Genomic DNA, 20,819 nt, shown 5'->3' on the forward strand with positions numbered 1-20,819 from the left:
CTTTCACCTCTTGTACTCTAAAAAGTTTATCTAATATCCCATTTAACAGCCTTTACTTTCGTTTGTCCACCACGAGCAAACACAGAGATTCCATTACTAGCTTTACCAGGAAAAATCCTTCCCGTAAATACTTCAACCCCATCATTGATAAACACCTCAACAGAGGAAACATCAACAAAGATTCGGAACGAAATCTTTTCAGCGTCCAACGTACATTTCCGAACGGTACCAAACTCTTCAGCAAAAGATTCGCCAGAACTAGTCCGATCAAACACAACCTTTTTCGCCACCGCGTCATATTTAATCACGGTTTTCTCCATTTCCCCAACCCGAAGTTCCAAACCAAACTCCTCAGCATTACTATCAGAGAATTCCGCAAGAAGCTCATACGCGTCTCCCTCAAAGTTATCCAAACGGACATTTTCATTCTCCACCGTTTGAAGGGTTTCTACCTTTTGACCGCGGAGCGATATCAACTCAGGAACGGGCTGTTGAATCAATTTTCCGTCCTTAATCTTTAACTCACGAGGAAGTGTTAAACAATGCGCCCAGCCATTTTTATCAGTAGGATAGTCAATTTCCGGTAAACCCATCCAGCCGACTAAAATCCGCCTTCCCTGGTGATCCACCGTTGTTTGCGGTGCGTAAAAGTCAAAACCGCGATCCAGCTCATGGAATGCACCATGCTTTAATTCGATATTCTCTAAATCTATGGGACTTCCTGCTACATACCCTGATTGATAAATATTTTGATAGCAGTCACCTTCCGCTTTTAACCCTTGCGGGGAGAAAAGGAATACACCCTGCCCACCCAGCTCAAAATAATCCGGACATTCCCACATATAACCGAACTCTTCACCTAACCCGGTCTTCACTTCACCCGCAAACTGCCAATCTTTTAAATCCCTAGAACGATATAAAACTACACTTCCAGTCTCATTTTCCCTTTGGGCACCAATCACGGCATAGAAGAGGTCCCCATTTTTCCAAACCTTTGGATCACGAAAATGATCAGTATACCCGCTCGGAACCTCTGCAATCACCGGCGCATCCATTTTGACAATGCTTCCATCCGGACTCATCACAGCCAAACATTGGTAGGAGTGTCGATTCCAATTTTCATCGCGCGTATTGCCCGTGTACATTAAGTATAGTTTCCCCTCATGCTCAATCCCGCTTCCAGAATACGCCCCATGACAATCAAACTCATTCGACGGCTCAATGGCCATTCCAACATTTTCCCAATGAACCAGGTCTTTAGACTTCGTATGATACCAATGCTTCAACCCATGAACCGGCCCTAGCGGGAACCATTGATAGAATAAATGATATTCCCCATTAAAATAACTAAATCCATTCGGATCGTTTAACAATCCTGTCACCGGCTGAATATGAAAAGACTGGCGCCATGGGCATTGATTCACTAGTTTGGCTAACCCTTGGATTTCCTCTTCGGACATGTCTTCCATGGTTCTGTATCGCTGCTCCTTTGTCCATTCCATGCTGTTCACTCCTAATACAGAAAGGAGAATCACGGGATTCTCCTTTTCATTTTTTATTATGCTGCTGCTTGATCAGATGTTTGTTTCACTGCTTTTTTTTCGTCTCTTTTTGCTAAAACAATCGTGACGATAAACGATACGGCAAATGCGATGGCCATACCGATAATATAAGAAATAATGGTATCTGGGCGAATCGAGATGATTCCTGGTATACCTGCTGCCCCTAATGCCGTCGCTTTAACCTTGAACATTGTAACAAAGCCAGATCCAACGGCAGAACCAATAATGGCACCGATAAATGGATAGCGTAATTTCAAATTAACCCCAAACATCGCTGGTTCGGTAATCCCAAGTAAGGCAGAAATCCCGGCTGCTGAAGCAGTTCCTTTGATCTTGGCATTTTTTGTTGTTTTTAGCACCGCAAGTGTCGCTCCTCCTTGCGCAATGTTTGACATCGCAGCAATGACGAAGATAAACGATCCACCCGTTTTCACAACATCAGCAAGCAATTGTGTTTCGACGGCAATAAAGCTATGGTGCATCCCCGTAATAACAATTGGCGCATACAGTAAACCGAAAATGATTCCGCCAATGATACCTGTTGTGTCATATAACCAGACAATTCCATCTGTTAATAGATTACCAGCCGAGCGTGTCAGCGGTCCTACCAAAGTAAACGTTAAAACCCCTGTAATAAAGATAGAAAATAACGGTGTTAATAGATTGTCTAAAGCCGATGGAACAACCTTTCGTAAGGAGGTTTCGATTTTTGCTAGAATAAATGAAGCAGCAAGTACAGGCAGTACGGTTCCCTGATAGCCTACCTTTTCTATTTCTAGGCCAAATAGATTCCAAACTGGGACTTCATTATTCAATAACGCCGCACCATAACCGTACCCATTTAATAGGTCAGGATGAACCATTAGCATTCCAAGAGTTGCCCCAAGGAAGGGATTCCCTCCAAACCGCTTCGTTGCTGAAAAACCAATTAAAATCGGTAAAAAAACAAAGGCTGCATTTGCAAATGTATTAATAAGTGCCGCCAAATCTGACATTTCTGGGTTGGCATCCACTAAGGATTTTCCCTCAATAAATAAATCTGGGGCTGTTAAGATATTGTTTATACCCATCAATAAACCGCCAGCTACAATTGCTGGAATAATAGGAACAAAAATGTCTGACAGCATTTTGACGAACTGCTGAATTGGATTCAGTTTCTTCGTCGCTGCGTCTTTTACATCACTCGTAGACATTTCCGTTTGACCAGACATCTCTGCTAAATGTTTATAGACCTCGTTTACCGTTCCAGATCCTAAGATAATTTGAAACTGTCCTCCAGTTGAAAAAGTCCCTTTTACGACATCCATGTTTTCCAACGCTGATTGATCTACGGCTGATTCATCATTTAAAACTAGACGTAAGCGTGTGGCGCAATGCGCTGCAGCTGATACGTTTTCCTTACCGCCAATGGCGTCCAAAACTTCTCGAGCAATTTTTTTATGATCCATCTTAATCCCTCTCTTTTCATTTGTATTAGGAACCGGTTCCATCCGAGGGTAAAAAATAAAAACCCTTCGGTAGAGGAACCGGTTCCAAAATTAACTAAAAAAATAATTGGTTAAGAGAAACCATATCCAACTGTTAGCAAGTGAATAGGCCCTCTCAATTGGAACCGGTTTCGTTACCTTTATTATAGGGGACGTTTAAAGAAATTGTCAACGCTTTCCCGCTCAATAATTTCAAATTTAGAAACGGTTATTTTTTCCACAGGGCGTTCCTTGACTAACTCTACAATATGTCTTGCCGCCGTTTCCCCCGCTTCTTTGTAAAAAAACTTCGCTGTCGTTATGCCCGGATGAATGATTCCTGTCACATCATAGCCTCCAAAGCCTGTAACTGCTAAGTCCTGCGGTATCGTAATCCCCTCTGAATACGATGCCTTCAATACCCCAAGAGCAATATTATCGGTTGCACAAACAAAGATGGCAGGCTGAAATTCATGGATGATTCCCTTTGCACTAGCCTGCGCAGCTGGAATATTGAATAATGTCTCATAGAAGCGAACATCACAATCGTCTACTTCTTGTATCGCCTTTTTAAAACCCAGCTTTCGTTTCACGCCTACTGAAATATCCCGTTCCGTTACGCCTAGATAAGCAATCTTCCGATATCCTTTTTCAAGGACATATTGCCCCATCGCATAACCAGCATGAAAATCATCATGAATCAGACTATGAAAATCCTCATGCTCCTGTCCAATTAATAGAACAGGAATCTTAACACTTTCAAATGCCTCGATATGCTGATCTGTGATTTCAGTAGCAAGCAAAATAATCCCCGCCATCTTTTGATTGGCGAAGCTATAAATGCTTTCAATCTCTCGCTCTAGATTTTGACTTGTATTGGAAATAAGCATCTGATAATTCATTTTCTTTAATTGTTCATCGATGCCAATTAACGTTTGTGAAGAAGCATACGAATCAAGCCGCGGGACAATCGTGCCAATAATATTCGTTTTCTTCGCTTTTAAACTCTGCGCAAATGGATTCGGAGAATACCCAGTTTCCTTGATCGCCTGTTCAATTTTCTTTTTTGTCGCCTCGCCAACAGAGCCGCCATTTAAATACCGAGAAACCGTGCTTTTTGCTACACCCGCAAGCTTGGCAATATCTAAAATTGTACTCATTGTCCTCAACCTCATAACATTTCAATTTCATATAACATTATAGTATCATAAATAGCTTCATCCACAATGGAGCAATGATGATAACAGTTAACTGGCTTGAAAATGATAGCTGCTAACCCCATAATAATAGTTTCTGTCCTTACTTAGCCTGTGAAATTTTACTCCTCGTAAAATTTCACAGGCTTTTTAGTTGTTAGCGAAGTGTTTTGTCCCAGCCTCATTTGTTTTTGGCAGGATTCGTTTGGTATCAAACCGGGTAAGTATTGATATACCTATTGATTAATAAACGAGGAGGATAGGGACATGGAAAGAAACAACACAATCATGCAATTCTTCGAGTGGCATCTAGAGCCAGATGGAAGCCACTGGAGACGTTTGAAGGAAATGGCGCCAGAATTAAAAGAAAAAGGAATTACCTCCATCTGGATACCACCAGTAACAAAAGCGATATCGCCAGAAGATAATGGCTATGCTTCCTATGATTTATATGATCTGGGTGAATTTAATCAAAAAGGATCCATCCAGACAAAGTATGGGACTAAACGAGAACTAATAGAAGCAATAGCTGCATGTCAAAATGTCGGGATTAAAGTGTATGTAGATGTGGTTATGAACCATAAAGCAGGTGCTGACGAGACGGAATTAATTAAAGTTATTCAAGTGGACCAAGAGGACAGGACCGAAGAGATATCGGAACCCTTTGAAATTGAAGCTTGGACAAAATTTACATTTCCAGGACGTGAGGGAAAATATTCTCCTTTTGAATGGGGGTATGAGCATTTTACCGGAACTGATTATGATGAAAAGACGGAGAAATCAGGAATATTTAAAATCCTTGCCGATGACAAGGATTGGAGTAAACATGTGGATAATGAATGCGGAAATTATGACTATTTAATGCTTGCCGATATTGACTATGAACATCCAGAAGTAAAAAAAGAAATGATAGAATGGGGGAAATGGCTTGCGGATACCCTTAACTGCGATGGATACAGGCTTGATGCAATCAAGCACATTAATCACTATTTCATTAGCGAGTTTGTAGAGGAGATGCGTAAACACCGAGGCGATGATTTTTATTTTGTCGGAGAAGTCTGGAAAACTCAGCTTCATGCATGTCAAAAATACCTTGACCATGTCGATTATCGAATAGATTTGTTTGATGTCCCCTTGCATTATAAGCTACATAAAGCCTCCATCGAAGGCAGTGATTTTGATTTAACCAGCATTTTCGAGGATACCCTTGTAGATTCCCACCCTAAAAATGCTGTTACCTTCGTTGATAATCATGACACTCAGCCCCAAGAATCCCTTGAATCGTGGGTTCAGGAATGGTTTAAGCCAAGTGCATATGCCCTGATTCTCCTAAGAAGAGATGGAAATCCATGTCTCTTCTATGGTGATTATTACGGAATCGGCGGCCCGGAGCCGGCAGAAGGAAAAAAAGAAATCCTGGACCATCTCCTCTTTGCCAGGTACGATAAAGCATACGGGGAACAGCATGATTACTTCGACCATCCAAATACCATTGGCTGGGTTCGGCTGGGTGTGAAAGAACTTAAGTACTCTGGTTGTGCAGTCGTCATCTCCAATGGACAAGATAGCGAGAAAAGAATGTATGTTGGCGAAAGGAAGGCTGGAGAAACATGGATAGACCTAACAAACTCAAGGCATGACCAAATTATCATCGAAGAAGATGGATATGCCACTTTCCCAGTTAACGGCGGCTGCGTATCAGTCTGGGCTTCCCACACTAAGGAATAAGATAAATTATCTGTATGAGCCAGTCTAGCAATTTTAATAACACACTTTCAAACAAAATGTCCACTGTAGGTGGACATTTTGTTCGAAGTGTCTTTTTGTGGTGACAGGCACCTATATTATAAAAGGGATTCTGCGCCGTCAATGTAAATTTCACTTCCGGTTATGTGGTTTGATAGGTTGGAAGCAAGGAATAGTACTAGGTCGGCGACTTGTTCGGGTTTTCCAGGTTTGTGCTCCAATGGTTGGTTCCCTTCCGGGTATTCAATGGGGATTTCCACTTTTTTTAATTTTTCGGTTTCTTTCCATGTGTTTTTATTGATATTTGTTTCAATCGCTCCTGGGCAGATCATGTTGACTCTAATACCATAGTTGGCAAGCTCAAGAGCTGCCATTTTTCCAAAGCCCATCTGGCCAATTTTTGATGTACTATATGCGGACATGCCGATATTTTTATAGATTCTGTTCCCGTTAATGGAACTAGTAATAATGATACTTCCCCCATTTGTCTTTAAATGCGGGATTGCATATTTTACCGTTAAAAAGGTACTCGTTAAATTATTGGAAATGGTTAAGTCCCATTCTTCCGGCTCCAAGTCTTCTATGGGCGCCACTTCCCCATTAATCCCCGCGTTAGCAAAGACAACATCGAGTCTTCCCCACTGATCAATGGTTCTTTTGTAGCAGTTTTCTACTTCCTTCGGGTGAGAGACATTGGCCTCCAAGACAAGCGCTTCACTTCCCATATCTTCGATTTGTTTTTTGACTTCTTCCACGTTTTCTTTATGCAAATCTACTAATGCAATTTTTCCTCCATTTTGAGCAAGCTTCAAAGCAGAAGCCCTTCCTATCCCTGAGCCAGCCCCTGTAACAACAGCAACCTGATTTTGAAGTAGATTTTCCACGTTAAAAAGCCTCCTTTAATGGTGATGTATATTACTATATCCACCATGGAGATTTTGAAACATAAAGATTATATTACTAGGTTTCACTTTCCTATAAAAAGGGTACCGAATGGAGTGTGTAATTCTTTTACCTGCACTTTCTTTATTTTGTGGTTACATATTTTCGTGAGGAGGATCACTATGGATAATAAGAAGGCTGTTCAATTAAGTAGCTTTACCATTAACAATGAAAAAACTGCTCCTTTAACTACCAACCAAGGGCTAAAAGTATCTGAAGATGAGTTTTCATTAAAGGCTGGGTTAAGAGGACCTACATTGATGGAGGATTTTCATTTCCGAGAAAAGATGACCCATTTTGACCATGAACGGATCCCTGAACGGGTTGTTCATGCCCGTGGCGTAGGGGCACATGGAATCTTTCAGCTCTATGAATCTCTGGTTGAATATACAAAAGCTGATTTTCTTACTGACACCTCCAAAACTACACCGGTTTTTGTCCGCTTCTCAACGGTACAGGGTTCGAGAGGGTCAAGCGATACGGTTCGTGACGTCCGAGGGTTTGCGACCAAATTTTATACGGATGAAGGTAACTTTGATTTAGTCGGTAATAATATGCCTGTTTTCTTTATTCAAGATGCAATTAAGTTCCCTGACCTGGTACACGCTCTTAAACCTGAACCTCATACTGAAATTCCACAAGGATCGAGCGCTCACGATACGTTTTGGGATTTCATTGGCCAAAATCCCGAATCCGCCCATATGGTAATGTGGGTAATGAGTGACCGTGCCATCCCACGCAGCTTCCGAATGATGGAGGGCTTTGGTGTGCATACTTTCCGACTTATAAATGCGGATGGTGAAGCACATTTTGTAAAATTCCACTGGAAGCCTGTCCTTGGGATTCATTCACTAGTCTGGGATGAAGCCCAGAGGATTGCAGGTAAAAATCCTGACTTCCACCGCAAAGACTTGTATGAGGCGATTGAGAAAGGGGATTTTCCGGAATGGGAACTTGGCCTGCAAATAATTCCTGAAAAAGATGAATTCAAATTTGAATTTGACATTTTAGATCCTACAAAACTATGGCCAGAGGATGAAGTACCCGTAAAGATGGTTGGTAAATTGACCTTGAACCGTAATGTTCAAAACTTTTTTGCGGAAACAGAACAAGTCGCTTTTCATCCCGGTCATGTAGTGCCCGGCATCGACTTTTCGAACGACCCTCTTTTACAAGGACGTTTATTTTCCTATACAGATACACAGCTTTCCCGGCTAGGAGGTCCAAACTTCCATCAGATTCCCATTAATAAACCTGTTTGTCCTTTTCATAACAATCAACGAGATGGAATGCATCAAATGACCATTCATCAAGGGCAAACAAGCTACCATCGTAACGGTTTAAATGCAAATCAACCTGAACCGGCACCGGTTGAACTAGGAGGCTATGAATCCTATCAGGAAAAAATCGATGGGCGTAAAATTAGAGGCCGAAGTGAAAGTTTTCTAGATCATTACTCTCAAGCGAAGTTATTCTATAACAGTCTTACTCCGGTTGAGCAACAGCACCTGAAAGATGCACTGAGCTTTGAGCTTGGGAAATGTAAATCAGATATGGTGAAAAATAACGTGGTCGCACTATTAAATCATATCGATCGGCAGGTAGCGGAAGAAGTGGCTGACAATATTGGTGCGGAGCTTCCTGTAGATAATCTTGAAGTAAAATCAGATAAAAAGTCTCCTGCACTTAGTATGGCAAACACAGTTAGACAACCGGCTACTAAATGTGCAGCCATCTTATTAAACGGTGAACCCGATGATGAAAAATTAACCGTTTGGATTAGAACACTGGCACAATATAATATAAATTATAGTATTGTTGCAAAAAAGATGTATACGATAAGCCCAGTACTAAAAGTAACAGATACGATTGATACGGTAGATTCAAGTCTTTTTGATGCAGCCATTTTGATTAGTACGAGTTCCGAAGCCGATCCGTCTGTATTGGAATTTATTGAAACTGCCTATAAACACTTCAAACCTTTGGCAATGGCCGTTGAAGATAACACAGCCATAGAAAGATGTCGTGTGCGGTTAGATGCACCTGGTGTTTATGATTTAACCAAGGCTGGTATTCCTCAATTCATAGAAGGAATAGCACAGGGACGTTTCTGGGAACGTACATTATAAGCATGAAGCCCTGAACATTAAAATGCGTTCAGGGCTTTGTGCTAATTTCTACAACATAAAAAGAGTACCTCCTTGTTTTTAGGAAGTAGTCTATTTTTTAGAAAAAAGTTTTTACATAATTGTTTCCAAATGCTATATAAAACATCGGAGGTAAATCAAAGGACAATTTCAAAAGTGATAATAAAGGGAACCTTATCGATACCTGCAAAAGCGTTCCACTATTTTTACTTGCTCCTCTTCTCGACAATATTCTTGATACTAAAGAGAACTAAACATAGGTTTAACAGCATTTATAGCTTTTCTAATCAATCGTTTGGTTAAAACCGATTCAACTAATTAATCGTTTGATTAAAAGTAAAGTAAACCCTTTTAAATCAAGCTTTTACCTGTTTTCCAGAAAAATTTATTGTCGAGGAAAACTTTTGTATTATAGGTAATAAGTTGCAGAACCAATCTATGTGACGGGAACCGGCATTCTCCCTACCAATCTTTTTTCCCTTCAGTAAAACCGACTTTAGTATAAAGAAGCGGCCAACACTATTGTGAAGGCCGCTCCCAAACCAATGATTCTATTAAAATGGTACTTTTTTATAATATCTTCTCGTTGTCAGCGGGTGATTTCTTTGCTCTTCCAAGTGGCAGCTGACTCTCTCAAGTAACGCCGCAAAGACAATCGGAGAAACGAGACTACGCAGACCTTCGGAAATGCCCTCTAATGGATATTCCTTCGTATCAAAAATGGTTACTTCCTTCGAGTAATGTTCAGCAAATCGCTCGACTCTCTCCACTAGCTGACGGGTTCGATCTTCCCCTTTTAGCAGAATAATGCTCGTATCTTCTTCCACTAATTCCAAGGTACCATGAAAAAAATCAGAGGCATGAACCGGTCGTGTTTTAATCCACTGCATTTCTTCTAAAATACACATGCCATAATAATAGGTTTGACCCCAATCGATCCCTGTTCCTGAAAGGATATGGTACGGTGTATCTTTATGTTTGCGGGCAAACTCCGCCGCCTGCGGTTCTACCGCTTCTTTCACGGTAAGGAGGGCATTTGGCAGATGTCTCATTTCCTCAACAAATTGCTGATAGACTGGAAATTCATTCCGCATATACATCAAACGAAACGCTAGTAAATAAGACTGGATATAGAACGATTCACAGGAGGTATCATCAGCCGCATAATTAACAAAAGTATAATCGGTTCCATTCGCTAACGGTGTAGCGGCATGCCCCACAAAGCTGACCGTTACCGCCCCTTTTTCTTTACAAAACGCTGCTGCCTCCACTGTTTCTTTGGTTGTACCAGACAAAGAAGGCAAGATAACCAATGAATGTTCACCCAGGTGCTGATGATCCATTAACATCAATTCCGAAGAGATTTCTGTATAAACCGGCAGGTTGGAATGTGTTTTTAAAATATATTCTGCCGGGCGCATCAGGATGGCCGCTCCTCCAGTTCCAACAAAGAATACATTTTCCAACCCTTTTTCTATCACCGAATCAATTACCTGATCGAATTCATCCTTAAGAGATAAGGCACCATTTTGAATGGTTAAATATCTTTCCACATCAAAGTTAAACATGATGGCCACCTCCTAGTAAGCCATTTTACGGTAATATCTGCGAGTCTCTAACGGATGATTTCTTTCACGCTCAAGATATACACTGATTCGGCCCGTTAATGCCCAGTTCAGGCAGATCGCAAAGTGCTTTCTGAATTCATCACTAACTCCTTCCAAGCGGTAATCCTTTGTATCTATAATGAACAATTCGTTGGTGATATTTTCTACGAATCGTTCCACACGTTCCACCAATGGACGAGTTTCATCTTCGCCCTTGAATAAAATCACACTTGTATCCTCTTCAACCAGCTCAAGCGTGCCGTGGAAGAATTCAGCCGCATGGATGGATTTAGACTTGATCCACTGCATTTCTTCCAAGATACACATTGCGTAGGAATAAGTATTCCCCCACAGGTTCCCGGCCCCAACCAGCATATGGTAATCGGTATTTTTATGTTTGATCGCGAATTGCTCAGCTTGTGAGTCAAACTGCTCTAACGCATCAACGATACCTTGTGGTAAAAGGGAAATTTCTTTTGCAAACTGATCATATTGCGGAAACTCATCATTGTTATGAATAAAACGGAACGTAAGCAGCTGCAGTTGAATAAAGAAAGTGTCAAATGAATGCTTCTCATGACCAGTGGAGATGCAGTAATCAACAGCCTCAGCCAATGGTGTGCCTTGTTCTGCGACTAGTCCAATCGTTGTGGCACCCTTGTTCTTACAGAACTCGGCAGCGGCTACTGTTTCTTTTGTCGTGCCAGTAACTGAAGCAAAGATACAAACAGAATCCTTGGTAAGATGGCGATTATTCATCACCATAAGCTCAGCTGCAATTTCCGCATGTACCTCTAGTGTGGAATTGGACTTTAAGATATACTCATATGGATACATCATCGCAATCGTCCCGCCGGAACCGATTAGGAAAATGTTTTTAAATCCTTTAGCCGAAATACCATCAACAACCTTCTCAATTTCCTCTCTCTTCGCGATGGCCTCTTTCCCAACCAATTGTAAAAATAACTCAGCGTCAAATTTCAACATGTACACTACCTCCAAATTTTTATTAGAATTATTAGGACTACATTTTTATGGTTCCTTTTTGGTGCCTGACACCCAAAAATGACACCATAAATGACACCGCCAACATTTTTAGTAAGGCACTTTCCACATATATCTTCTTGTGCTTAGTGGATGGTTTCGGGCTGTTGCTAGTTCTTCTGCGTATTGGCGCAGGATAGTTTGCAGGACGAGTGGGGCTATGTAGCCTTTGACGCTTTCTGCTATACCTGTCAGATCAAAGTCCTTTGCATCAAGGACGACGACTCTTTCGCCATATCTTTGGGTGAATTCCAATGAGCGTTCTTCTAATGGCCGGGTCTCATCTAAACCTAACAGCTGAATTACTGGTACGTTTTGATCCAAGACTTCAAACGGCCCGTGGAAATATTCTCCGGCATGGAGAGCGTGGGAATGAATCCACTGCATTTCCATCAGCAGGCAAATTGCAAACCAATAAGCAGTTCCATAATTCGCCCCGCTTGCCATTGTGTAAATTACTTTTTCATCCTTATAGGATTGAGCAAATTCCTTTGCCTGTTCTAAATACTTTGCTTTCTCCTGTACCAATATTTGATCTAAATTCTCTAAGGAGGAAACGACAACGGAAAACTTTTCATTCCCTTCTTTAGCAGCCAGAAGTCCAAAAACAAGTTCCAGCATCACGGCTGGTGACTCATTCACATACTTCGCTTCTTTCCCATCTTCATAAACAATCACATACTCAGATGCTTCGGCAAGCGGTGATCCCGGGTCAAAGGTTAACGATACAGTAATTGCACCTTTTTCCCGTGCAAAGCGGGCAGCCTCCACCGTCTCCGGTGTTTTTCCAAAATGGGAGCACAAAATCACCAGCGATTTCTCATTGAGTTTCCGCGGGTTTCGATGCACAAACTCATTGGAACTATACAGGTCAGAATCAATCGTTGCACTTTCCCGGTCTAAGACGTATTTACTCGCATACATGAGGGATGAAGAGCCACCGCAACCTACGAAATAGACACGATCGATGTCCCGTTCTTTAAAGACATCCAAAGCCTTTTGTACGTCTGCTAACATTTTTTATCCTCCTTTATTTATTGACTTTGACAGATGAAACTTCATTTTGCGTATATTGGAGCCTTTGATAGGTACCAAAACAAATCAAGGCGAATCCACCAATAAAAATACATCCAAACAGCAGAACCAACGGACCAAATCCATCGTAGAGCAGCCCGCCTAGTAAAGGTCCGATCGTTCTCCCCACATTGGCTGCTCCACTCACTAAACCTTGATACATTCCTCTTCTATCTAAGGGTGCCAGTCGATCCGCAATCGCTGGCACGGCCGGAAAAATAAGGATTTCTCCGATCGTCATAATCACCATACCCGCAACAAACCCGCTATAGGAATGACTCTGTGACAGGAGGCCGAAGGTAGCCATAAAAAAGAGTACCCCCGATAAAAGCTGCCACTTCATCGGTGCTTTCATGCGGGCTATAAACCATTGGATCAAAGGCTGACCCAATAAGATCAGTACCCCGTTGATGGTCCACAAAGCACTGTAGGCTGACAACGTAAATCCTAACTGGTGCATATAGTTGGAAATACTCGTTTGCCATTGGATATAGGTAACCCAGCAAAACATAAATCCTAAACAAAGAATTAATAAGGAATTAAAGCTTTGTGCAGGGCTCACTTCGTACTTCGGCCTCAGTGCAGGTTCCTTCTTTACCTTCGAAGTTTCAATAACTGGGTCAGGTTCTTGGAGAGCGAACCAAACGATGAAGATAAAGACGATATAGGTGAATCCATTGACCCAAAATACGTATTGAAACGAGAATTGCGCCACTATGCCGCCTAAAGCGGTACCTACTGCCACACCGAAATTAAGAACCAGGTAGATGAGATTAAAGCTTTTTCTGCCGCCTTCCTTCCAAACAACCCCTGCAAGGGCATAGATGGGAGGAAAAATGGTTCCAATGGCTAATCCAAGCAGGATCATCATTAGAATATAGATAGGCCATGATAGACCAATGGAAATAATGAAAATAAAACAGGCAGATGCTAGGACAGAAAGGAGAAGGGTGCGTTTCCCCCGAATGCGGTCATATAAGTAGCCGCCAAGGAAACTGCCCACAATCTCAGCTCCTGAATGAAGCATTAGAACAAAACCTGCTTCTGACAGCGTTTTTTCCATCCCTTGTGTCATGTAGATGGTGTGCAAGGGCCAAAGAAAAGCCATACCGGTGGAATTGACCAACATTGCAATTAATAAAACTTTTAAGCTCTTGGGATAACTCCTCCAAATCGACATAGGATAAAACTCCTTTATATCACTGAATTAGTCACCCTATTCGGAACAATCCCTTCGTCCGTTACTCTAGAAACGGTGCAAGACTTCGCAGGGACTTTTCAACCGCCTCGTTGGGGTTAATCAAGTATTGTGAAGAAGTAAACTCCAACGTAAGGGCGCGATCGTAGTTGTAGTTTCCTAAGGTTTTCATATATGTTTCCAATGGCAGGCTGCCATCCCCCCATGCTAAATGTCCACCCGGGTTCCCATCGATAAAGTGGATATGGACCAAGTCATCCTGTAATTGCTCAAAATAGCTGGCCAGTTCCTCCCCTTCTACCGCAAGCGGAATGGTATCGACCATTCCTTTTAAATTAGGAGAAGCAATCGAAGCAAGGATTTCTTTTAACTCAGGCAATGTCGTAATCAGATTGGACTCAATTTTTTGTAATGGCTCCAGGGCTAAAACGATTCCTTGTTTTTCCGCATAAACGGTTAGCTGCTCCAAAGAATCTTGGGTCCTGCTCCACGCTTCCTGCCTGCTTTCATTGCGGTATCCCCAGCCGGCCGTAACTAACACCATCGGCGCCTCTAATTCAAGCGCAGCATCGATCGATTTTTTAAAATAAGCGACACTTCGTTCACGAATCGCAGATTCCTTTGCCGCCAGATTAATCGGGTACATACATTGTTCTGGCGTAAAGCAAACGACATCTAATTCCCGCTGGTCGATTCCTTTCTTAATGATACGGATGTCTGCTAAGGAAAGATCCTCCACATACAGATGCGGCGCAGCACCCCACAGTTCAATTTTTTCAAACTCATACTTCCCCATTGCATCTAAAAAATAGTCCAGCGGATAGTGCAGGTAATGAAAGTTCATTCCAGTTATTTGCGACCGTTTGATTTTGCTCATCCAATTCCTCCTTCTCCGTTACCCAACCTAGTTTTAGCAAAATGTCATATGGTATATACCATTCAAACCGCTCATACGAAACTAGAGTGATTGAGTATGGAAGAGGAAAGCCAACAAATCTTTCCTCTTTATTCTCCTATTACTCTTACAAGTTTCGATTATCCTTTGACACTACCTGCCGATAGACCGCGGACAAATTGCTTTTGGAAAACAATATACGCGATAATCATTGGCAGCGCCGAAATGGCTAACCCCGCCAATTGGATTCCGAAATTGGTATTCAACTGACTTCGCAAATTCATCAGACCCACCGGAATCGTCCTTAGGGCAGAATCCTCTACAAAAACTAACGCAAACATAAATTCATTCCACACGTTCATTCCCGTTAATAACGCACACGAGGCAATAATCGGTTTCCCCATCGGAACAATTATATGTCGGTACACCTTCCAACTATTACACCCATCAATAATCGCTGACTCCTCAAGCTCTTTCGGAATCGACAGAAAATACGAGCGCATCAAGAAAATTGAAAACGGCAGTTGAAAGGAAACATATGGGAGAATTAACGCCCAATAAGTATTGTACAGTCCCATCGCCTGCAGTAATTTGTAAAGTGGAATTAAGCTGACCTGCGGCGCCAGCATCAACCCGCTTAGGATAATAACAAGCAAAATATTTTGTCCTTTAAACTGAAAGCGGCTCAAACCAAAAGCAGCCATCGACCCAAGAAGTAATACCGTGACGACCGATACCACCGTAATGAACACACTATTTAGGAAAAATTGGCCAATTCCGGCATCCCAAGCGGCTCGGTAATTTTCCCACAACCATTCCTCCGGCAGCGACCAGGTATTTAAGAAAAAGTCAGCATTGGATTTTAATCCGCTCAAGCCGAGCCAAATGATCGGATAAATGATCACCAATGCAAAGAGACTAAACCATATAAGCACACCCGTTTGAAAAATTCTATTTTTCACCTTCAAGGACAGCATGGAACTCCCTGTCCTGATTTCTTTTATTTTATTTGTCTCTACTACCGTGTTATTATTCTCCATCGCCTTACTCCTCCTGTCCTGATTTGCCTATTTTCAGCTGAATTAAGGAAAGAGTAAGGGTGACGACAAAAATAATCGTCCCGATCGTGGAAGCATATCCCATTTCATCATTTCGGAAGGCTGCCCGATAAAGCATCGTTCCCAACACTTCCGTTGAACGGCCTGGTCCCCCATTTGTCATAACATACACTTCATCGAATACTTTGAACGCACCGATTACCGTAATCACCGTACCGACCAGAATCATTTCCTTCATTTGCGGCAAGGTGATGAAAAAGAACGTTTTTATCTTAGAAGCTCCATCAATCATGGACGCTTCATAATATTCAAAAGGAATTTTTTGCATCGCAAGCAAGAATAACATCACCATATAACCGGTGTACTGCCATTGTGAAACAGCAACAACAGCATAAATCGCCGTCTTACTGTCCCCCAGCCAAGATAGTGCCCATTCCGATTGTCCGATTGCATTTAACACCCCGTTCACTAAACCCACTTCTGGATTATAAAGGAGCTGCCATAACAAACCAACAACCGCAATTGAAATAACAGATGGGATAAAAAAGACAGTCCGGAAAAATGGCTGAAACCTTCTAATCAATTTATCTTCTAATATAGCTGCAATGATTAAGCCCATACCTACCTGAAAAACTAATGAAATGACAGCGTACAGAGAATTATTTTTCAATGCAGTAAAAAAGATTGGATCCTTGAAAAGTCTGCCATAATACTCCAAGCCAACAAAAACTCTTCCAGCCTCAAAGGAATTCCACCGAAACAAACTGTTATAGAGATTTAATACAATCGGCAAAAATACAAAGAACAGGATGAATAGGAGCGCTGGCAAAATAAAAAGTATCGCAGTTCGGCTGTTTTTAAATGTTTTTGTCATCCCCAACTTCCTCCTAGGAGGGGGTAAGCAAGTGTGCCCTGCCTACCCTTTCTCGTTTATAAAAAATAAAGCATGTAATAACTTTGAATACTGTGTCTAGCTCTTACGGCCCATACGCCGCTAAACGGGTGCCTCCGCTTTTCTTTATTCCACTTCACTTTGTACTTGCTTAGCTACATCTTGTACTTCTTTGATAATTTCTTCTGGAGATTTGGATCCATCTAGCAATAGCTGAATATTGGATAGATACACATCTGCTACCTTCGCATGGACATCTGTGTCGAGCCATTCAGCCATACCTTCAGCCTTCTTCATGACTTCCACACCTTCAGCCACTTCCTTCAAAGCTGTATCTGGGTTTGTAGCCCCATCAATCGGACTTGGCCAGCCAATTTGTTTCACAAGCTTTAAGGCGTTATCTTTACTTGTTAAAAACTTCAAGAATTTAATTGCTTCTTCTGGATGTTTTGTTTTAGAAGAAACGATAAATCCATCTGGTGCTCCGGTAATGAAACTCTGACTGCCCTTACCATCTGCAATGGACGGCATTTGGAAGAAGCCCCAGTTGCCTTTCATATTATTCTCGATCGTTTGGAACTCTTCTAATTCGACATAGAAGATTGCTCCCTTACCGGCCGCAAATAATTGTTGTCCCATATCATGTGAACTAGAGTTAACATTCTTCATAAAATAACCCTTTTTATTCAGATCAGCTAACATTTGCATAGCTGTCACATAGCCAGGGTCTGTAAACTCACCTGATTTCGGATTATAGTCTTTCATTCTCACGTCTTGGGCTACCATCTTTTGGTTTAAGCCTGTTAAGTAATGGATTGCTGCCCATGGACCTTGGTTTCCTAGAATAATCGGCGTTTCTCCGCCCTTTTTCAAGGTGTCTAGGACTTGTAAGAATTCATCCCAAGTAGTTGGTGCCTGTAGTTGATGTTTTTCAAATATCTTCTTGTTGTAAACAAAGAATTTTCCATTGAAGCGGAGAGGAATACCGTAATTTTTTTCATCGGATGTGAAAGGCTGAAGGGATGCCGGAATAAAACTGTCCTTCCAAGCTGTATCTTCATTTAAATAAGGAGTTAAATCTAAGGCTGCATCAGCGCGGACGAATTTCCTGGCAAATTCGCCTGACCATGAAAACATAATATCTGGAACTTCGTTACCGCCTAGAATAACACGGAGTTTATCTTTAATCGGTTCATCTGCAATCGCTTCCATTTTAATGGTGATATCTGGATTTTCCTTTTCAAAGGCTTCGACTACCTCTTCAAAATAGGGAGCGTATTCTGGCTGCGGCCACTTATGCAAAAACTTTAATACAACTTTTCCCGACTCTTCATTGCTAGAAGAAGAACTGGAACATCCCGTCAGGACAAGCGCGAACACCATTAGTACTGCTAATAAAACGTTTAATTTCCTTCTCATTCATTAACCCTCCTTATTTTTTATAAAATCAACCTATACTAAAGCGGTATCCATTCACCCCCCAAACCTTCTATGAATGGTTTTTATTTTAATCCCTTTAAAGAAATTAAAAGGGAATCCCATAACCAAAAGCACCATCTACAAGACACGTCTTTGCTGCAAACTTGGCCCCTTCCTCCATACTGTTTTGGAGGAGGATGGCTTCCTGAATTTCAGGATTTTCTTTTTTTCCAGAGAGATAATGTAAGATAAATGCAGTAAAAAAGGAATCTCCGGCACCCAGCGTATCAACCGGCTGCACAAAGTATGGCTCCTGGCGGTAAAAGGATTGGCCGTCATAGACGATCGAGCCGCGTGAGCCCATGGTGCCCAGTACTAATTTACTCCCATAGGAATAAACACGTTTTAATAGATTCTCTACTTCCTCTTCAGCCAATTGCCCGCAGGAGAGCAAGCTTATATCGATATGAGGGCAATTCTTCGCTAGCAATTCATCGTTATAATCACTCGAAAAATCATAGGATACCGGGATCCCAGATTCTTTTAATTTACGTAACTCTGAATCCATCTCACTGTAGATGCTGCTATGGGCAATATCAAAGCTTTTAATATATTCCAAGTCTTCTGAACTGAGGATAATCGGATGATCCATTTGAACACCGCCCCCATTTCCGCCGATAAACACCCGGTCACCATCTACTAAATCAACTGCGGCAAAGCCATTTTCCCCTTTATGCTGCCTGCAGTTAGAAATGTCCACATTCAAGCATTTTAAGGTGGCAATAATATGCTCTGCGGCCCGATCATTGCCGAACACTCCAAGATAGGCAGCTTCAATCCCTAACTGCTTAGCATAGACACTGAAATTCAAGGCATTTCCGCCTGGATACATCGTTTTTTTATAAACATATTTATCAACCACATTATCGCCAACACCGATTACCTTCATGAAAAAACCTCCAAATTCCATTATTGGTATATACCATTTAAACTAAGTTGAAATGATTTTAACCATCATTTCAGCTTTAATTCAGAATAAAACTTGACTATATCACTTCTCGTTAAGGACGTGGAGAATTCTATTTCCTTTTCATTGGTATCAAAAGCAACTGCTTCTTGGAAAATACACGGACTCTCGGAACGTATTTTCAACAGCTTGCTCTCACTTTCATCGGAAACCGTGACCTGCATATACTCCTTTGCCATGACAAGGACAACCCCGTACTTTCTTTCTAAAATTTCATACAAGGAATCATTGTCGGTAATAATTTCATCGAGCCCAGGACAAAGCTTCTCTGGCAGGAATGATTCTTCAATCGAGATCGGAGTCTCATTGACAAGCCGAAGCCGTTGAATAGCAATCATCATTTCTCCCAGGGGCAGTTTAAGCTTTTGAGCTAAATTAGGTGTGGCTTCCATTTTACGAATGGACAGAATCTGTGTGCTCGGTATTAATCCTTTACTCAGCATGTTCTTGGTAAAACTATTAAACGTAACAAAATCCATTTGGATTTTCTTATTGTTGATAAAGGTTCCCGACCCTACACGTCGCTCCACTACACCTTCCCGCTCCAAGATCGACAAGGTATGTCTTGCTGTCATCCGGCTGATTTGAAACTGCTCAGCCAATTCCCGTTCCGAAGGAAGCTTATCACCGTGCTTAAGCTTTCCGCTTTCAATTTCATCGAGAATTTTATTTTTTAATTGTTTGTAAAAAGGAACATCCTCTTCATCTCTGTTCATTTTGCTCATCTCTATTTCTCCCATATAGGTACATATTCAATCCATATACAAAGGATATAGTATTTTTACATCAGTTGTAAATTCTGGTTTTAAAAATGGTATATACCATTCCGTGTAAAGCTAAGGTATTCTATCTAGAAATTAGAAATTAGAAATTAGGGAATAGGAAATTACTTTTTAAAAGCGCTTACAATTATTTCGAAATAAAAACAGGCTCTAGGATGATGTTTACCGAAGGAGATTGTAGGATGAGGATCATTTTTGTCAGTAACTGAACAACCATGGAACGCCTTTCACGTTGTCATAATTATTAATTAACTTCAGAATAATTCAATTCCGCCCCCTTGTCAATATATAATCTACTAAACAAATATCTACAAAATTAGTAAAATTGACCTGACCAAGGATTGGTAATTTCATCTTAACCCCTGTCAATACTAGAATTACGCCTTTAGTCTTATAAGAATAATGTCGATATTTGTCCTGATTTACTCTAAGGCAGATTCAGTATGCGTTAAAAAAGAGAGTGTTAAATCATTAACTAGAATTAGAGTAATCTGGAATTATCTATGCACATATGACCGCCAACATAGAAGAAAAGGTTCCCAAAAGTTTGATAAACTAATGGAAGACCTTCTCTACTTATTGGTTTTTCTCTACCTAGGGTTTGTCGATGCAACAGGGTTTTAGAGCCCTAATTACATCATGCCGCCATTCATTTTCATATATAATAGAAAGAAATATTGTAAAAAAAAGGCTTTAAATCAACGTTTCAAAATAGTTTGACCTAAATGTTTTAAATGCGATATAAAGCATTGGAGGACAAATAG

At 41.2% G+C, this 20,819-nt stretch carries 16 protein-coding genes; 2 read left to right on the forward strand and 14 right to left on the reverse strand.

Features of this window, described 5'->3' with window-relative positions; translation table 11 throughout:
- Positions 1-26: 26 nt before the first annotated feature.
- The 3 genes from ACIQAA_RS28215 to ACIQAA_RS28225 all read right to left on the reverse strand — a co-directional run bounded on the left by ACIQAA_RS28215 (position 27) and on the right by ACIQAA_RS28225 (position 4,188).
- Positions 27-1,502, reverse strand: a complete 1,476-nt coding sequence (locus ACIQAA_RS28215) for a sucrose-6-phosphate hydrolase (protein WP_402626302.1) — start codon at positions 1,500-1,502, stop codon at positions 27-29.
- A 56-nt stretch (positions 1,503-1,558) separates the two neighbouring features.
- Complete coding sequence (locus tag ACIQAA_RS28220) at positions 1,559-3,010, reverse strand: sucrose-specific PTS transporter subunit IIBC (RefSeq protein WP_402626304.1); 1,452 nt, start codon at positions 3,008-3,010, stop codon at positions 1,559-1,561.
- Positions 3,011-3,192: 182 nt separating this feature from the next.
- Positions 3,193-4,188 carry a LacI family DNA-binding transcriptional regulator gene (locus ACIQAA_RS28225; RefSeq protein ID WP_402626306.1) on the reverse strand — a complete coding sequence of 332 codons (996 nt, stop codon included), beginning with the start codon at positions 4,186-4,188 and terminating at the stop codon, positions 3,193-3,195.
- 303 nt (positions 4,189-4,491) lie between these two features.
- On the opposite strand from ACIQAA_RS28225, the gene ACIQAA_RS28230 reads away from it, so the two are divergent.
- Positions 4,492-5,952, forward strand: coding sequence for an alpha-amylase (locus ACIQAA_RS28230; RefSeq protein WP_402626307.1), 1,461 nt, complete (start codon positions 4,492-4,494; stop codon positions 5,950-5,952).
- 116 nt (positions 5,953-6,068) lie between these two features.
- On the opposite strand, the gene ACIQAA_RS28235 is transcribed toward ACIQAA_RS28230, so the two are convergent.
- Complete coding sequence (locus ACIQAA_RS28235; RefSeq protein WP_402626309.1) at positions 6,069-6,854, reverse strand: SDR family oxidoreductase; 786 nt, start codon at positions 6,852-6,854, stop codon at positions 6,069-6,071.
- A gap of 180 nt (positions 6,855-7,034) precedes the next feature.
- On the opposite strand from ACIQAA_RS28235, the gene ACIQAA_RS28240 reads away from it, so the two are divergent.
- Positions 7,035-9,041 carry a catalase gene (locus ACIQAA_RS28240; RefSeq protein ID WP_402626310.1) on the forward strand — a complete coding sequence of 669 codons (2,007 nt, stop codon included), beginning with the start codon at positions 7,035-7,037 and terminating at the stop codon, positions 9,039-9,041.
- 572 nt (positions 9,042-9,613) lie between these two features.
- Here the strand turns inward: ACIQAA_RS28240 and ACIQAA_RS28245 are convergent.
- From ACIQAA_RS28245 to ACIQAA_RS28290, 10 genes are all read right to left on the reverse strand, one after another.
- Positions 9,614-10,627: an SIS domain-containing protein gene (locus ACIQAA_RS28245; protein WP_402626312.1), complete on the reverse strand. Its 1,014-nt coding sequence runs from the start codon at positions 10,625-10,627 to the stop codon at positions 9,614-9,616.
- Between the two features lie 12 nt (positions 10,628-10,639).
- Positions 10,640-11,653, reverse strand: coding sequence for an SIS domain-containing protein (locus ACIQAA_RS28250; protein ID WP_402626314.1), 1,014 nt, complete (start codon positions 11,651-11,653; stop codon positions 10,640-10,642).
- Positions 11,654-11,761: 108 nt separating this feature from the next.
- Positions 11,762-12,727, reverse strand: coding sequence for an SIS domain-containing protein (locus tag ACIQAA_RS28255; RefSeq protein WP_402626315.1), 966 nt, complete (start codon positions 12,725-12,727; stop codon positions 11,762-11,764).
- 13 nt (positions 12,728-12,740) lie between these two features.
- Positions 12,741-13,964 (reverse strand): MDR family MFS transporter, encoded by a 1,224-nt coding sequence (locus tag ACIQAA_RS28260; protein WP_402626317.1) that lies wholly within the window; start codon positions 13,962-13,964, stop codon positions 12,741-12,743.
- 61 nt (positions 13,965-14,025) lie between these two features.
- Entirely contained in the window at positions 14,026-14,859 is an 834-nt protein-coding gene (locus ACIQAA_RS28265; protein WP_402626319.1) for a TIM barrel protein, read from the reverse strand.
- Positions 14,860-15,017: 158 nt separating this feature from the next.
- Positions 15,018-15,917, reverse strand: coding sequence for a carbohydrate ABC transporter permease (locus ACIQAA_RS28270; protein ID WP_402626321.1), 900 nt, complete (start codon positions 15,915-15,917; stop codon positions 15,018-15,020).
- A gap of 4 nt (positions 15,918-15,921) precedes the next feature.
- On the reverse strand, positions 15,922-16,809 hold the full coding sequence (locus tag ACIQAA_RS28275; RefSeq protein ID WP_402626323.1) for a carbohydrate ABC transporter permease: 888 nt from the start codon (positions 16,807-16,809) through the stop codon (positions 15,922-15,924).
- Between the two features lie 144 nt (positions 16,810-16,953).
- Positions 16,954-18,246: an ABC transporter substrate-binding protein gene (locus ACIQAA_RS28280; RefSeq protein ID WP_402626324.1), complete on the reverse strand. Its 1,293-nt coding sequence runs from the start codon at positions 18,244-18,246 to the stop codon at positions 16,954-16,956.
- A 106-nt stretch (positions 18,247-18,352) separates the two neighbouring features.
- Positions 18,353-19,195, reverse strand: coding sequence for a fructoselysine 6-kinase (locus tag ACIQAA_RS28285; protein ID WP_402626326.1), 843 nt, complete (start codon positions 19,193-19,195; stop codon positions 18,353-18,355).
- A gap of 65 nt (positions 19,196-19,260) precedes the next feature.
- Positions 19,261-19,998 (reverse strand): GntR family transcriptional regulator, encoded by a 738-nt coding sequence (locus tag ACIQAA_RS28290; RefSeq protein ID WP_402626328.1) that lies wholly within the window; start codon positions 19,996-19,998, stop codon positions 19,261-19,263.
- Between the last annotated feature and the right edge of the window lie 821 nt (positions 19,999-20,819).

Source organism: Neobacillus sp. NPDC093182, from assembly GCF_044754045.1.

Excerpts from the sequence above, each read along its gene's own strand:
- ACIQAA_RS28230 (WP_402626307.1), top strand. The coding sequence starts at position 4,492 with ATGGAAAGAAACAACACAATCATGCAATTCTTCGAGTGGCATCTAGAG.
- ACIQAA_RS28275 (WP_402626323.1), bottom strand. The coding sequence starts at position 16,809 with ATGACAAAAACATTTAAAAACAGCCGAACTGCGATACTTTTTATTTTG.
- ACIQAA_RS28225 (WP_402626306.1), bottom strand. The coding sequence starts at position 4,188 with ATGAGTACAATTTTAGATATTGCCAAGCTTGCGGGTGTAGCAAAAAGC.
- ACIQAA_RS28290 (WP_402626328.1), bottom strand. The coding sequence starts at position 19,998 with ATGAGCAAAATGAACAGAGATGAAGAGGATGTTCCTTTTTACAAACAA.
- ACIQAA_RS28255 (WP_402626315.1), bottom strand. The coding sequence starts at position 12,727 with ATGTTAGCAGACGTACAAAAGGCTTTGGATGTCTTTAAAGAACGGGAC.
- ACIQAA_RS28265 (WP_402626319.1), bottom strand. The coding sequence starts at position 14,859 with ATGAGCAAAATCAAACGGTCGCAAATAACTGGAATGAACTTTCATTAC.
- ACIQAA_RS28285 (WP_402626326.1), bottom strand. The coding sequence starts at position 19,195 with ATGAAGGTAATCGGTGTTGGCGATAATGTGGTTGATAAATATGTTTAT.
- ACIQAA_RS28260 (WP_402626317.1), bottom strand. The coding sequence starts at position 13,964 with ATGTCGATTTGGAGGAGTTATCCCAAGAGCTTAAAAGTTTTATTAATT.
- ACIQAA_RS28215 (WP_402626302.1), bottom strand. The coding sequence starts at position 1,502 with ATGGAATGGACAAAGGAGCAGCGATACAGAACCATGGAAGACATGTCC.
- ACIQAA_RS28245 (WP_402626312.1), bottom strand. The coding sequence starts at position 10,627 with ATGTTTAACTTTGATGTGGAAAGATATTTAACCATTCAAAATGGTGCC.
- ACIQAA_RS28220 (WP_402626304.1), bottom strand. The coding sequence starts at position 3,010 with ATGGATCATAAAAAAATTGCTCGAGAAGTTTTGGACGCCATTGGCGGT.
- ACIQAA_RS28240 (WP_402626310.1), top strand. The coding sequence starts at position 7,035 with ATGGATAATAAGAAGGCTGTTCAATTAAGTAGCTTTACCATTAACAAT.
- ACIQAA_RS28280 (WP_402626324.1), bottom strand. The coding sequence starts at position 18,246 with ATGAGAAGGAAATTAAACGTTTTATTAGCAGTACTAATGGTGTTCGCG.
- ACIQAA_RS28250 (WP_402626314.1), bottom strand. The coding sequence starts at position 11,653 with ATGTTGAAATTTGACGCTGAGTTATTTTTACAATTGGTTGGGAAAGAG.
- ACIQAA_RS28270 (WP_402626321.1), bottom strand. The coding sequence starts at position 15,917 with ATGGAGAATAATAACACGGTAGTAGAGACAAATAAAATAAAAGAAATC.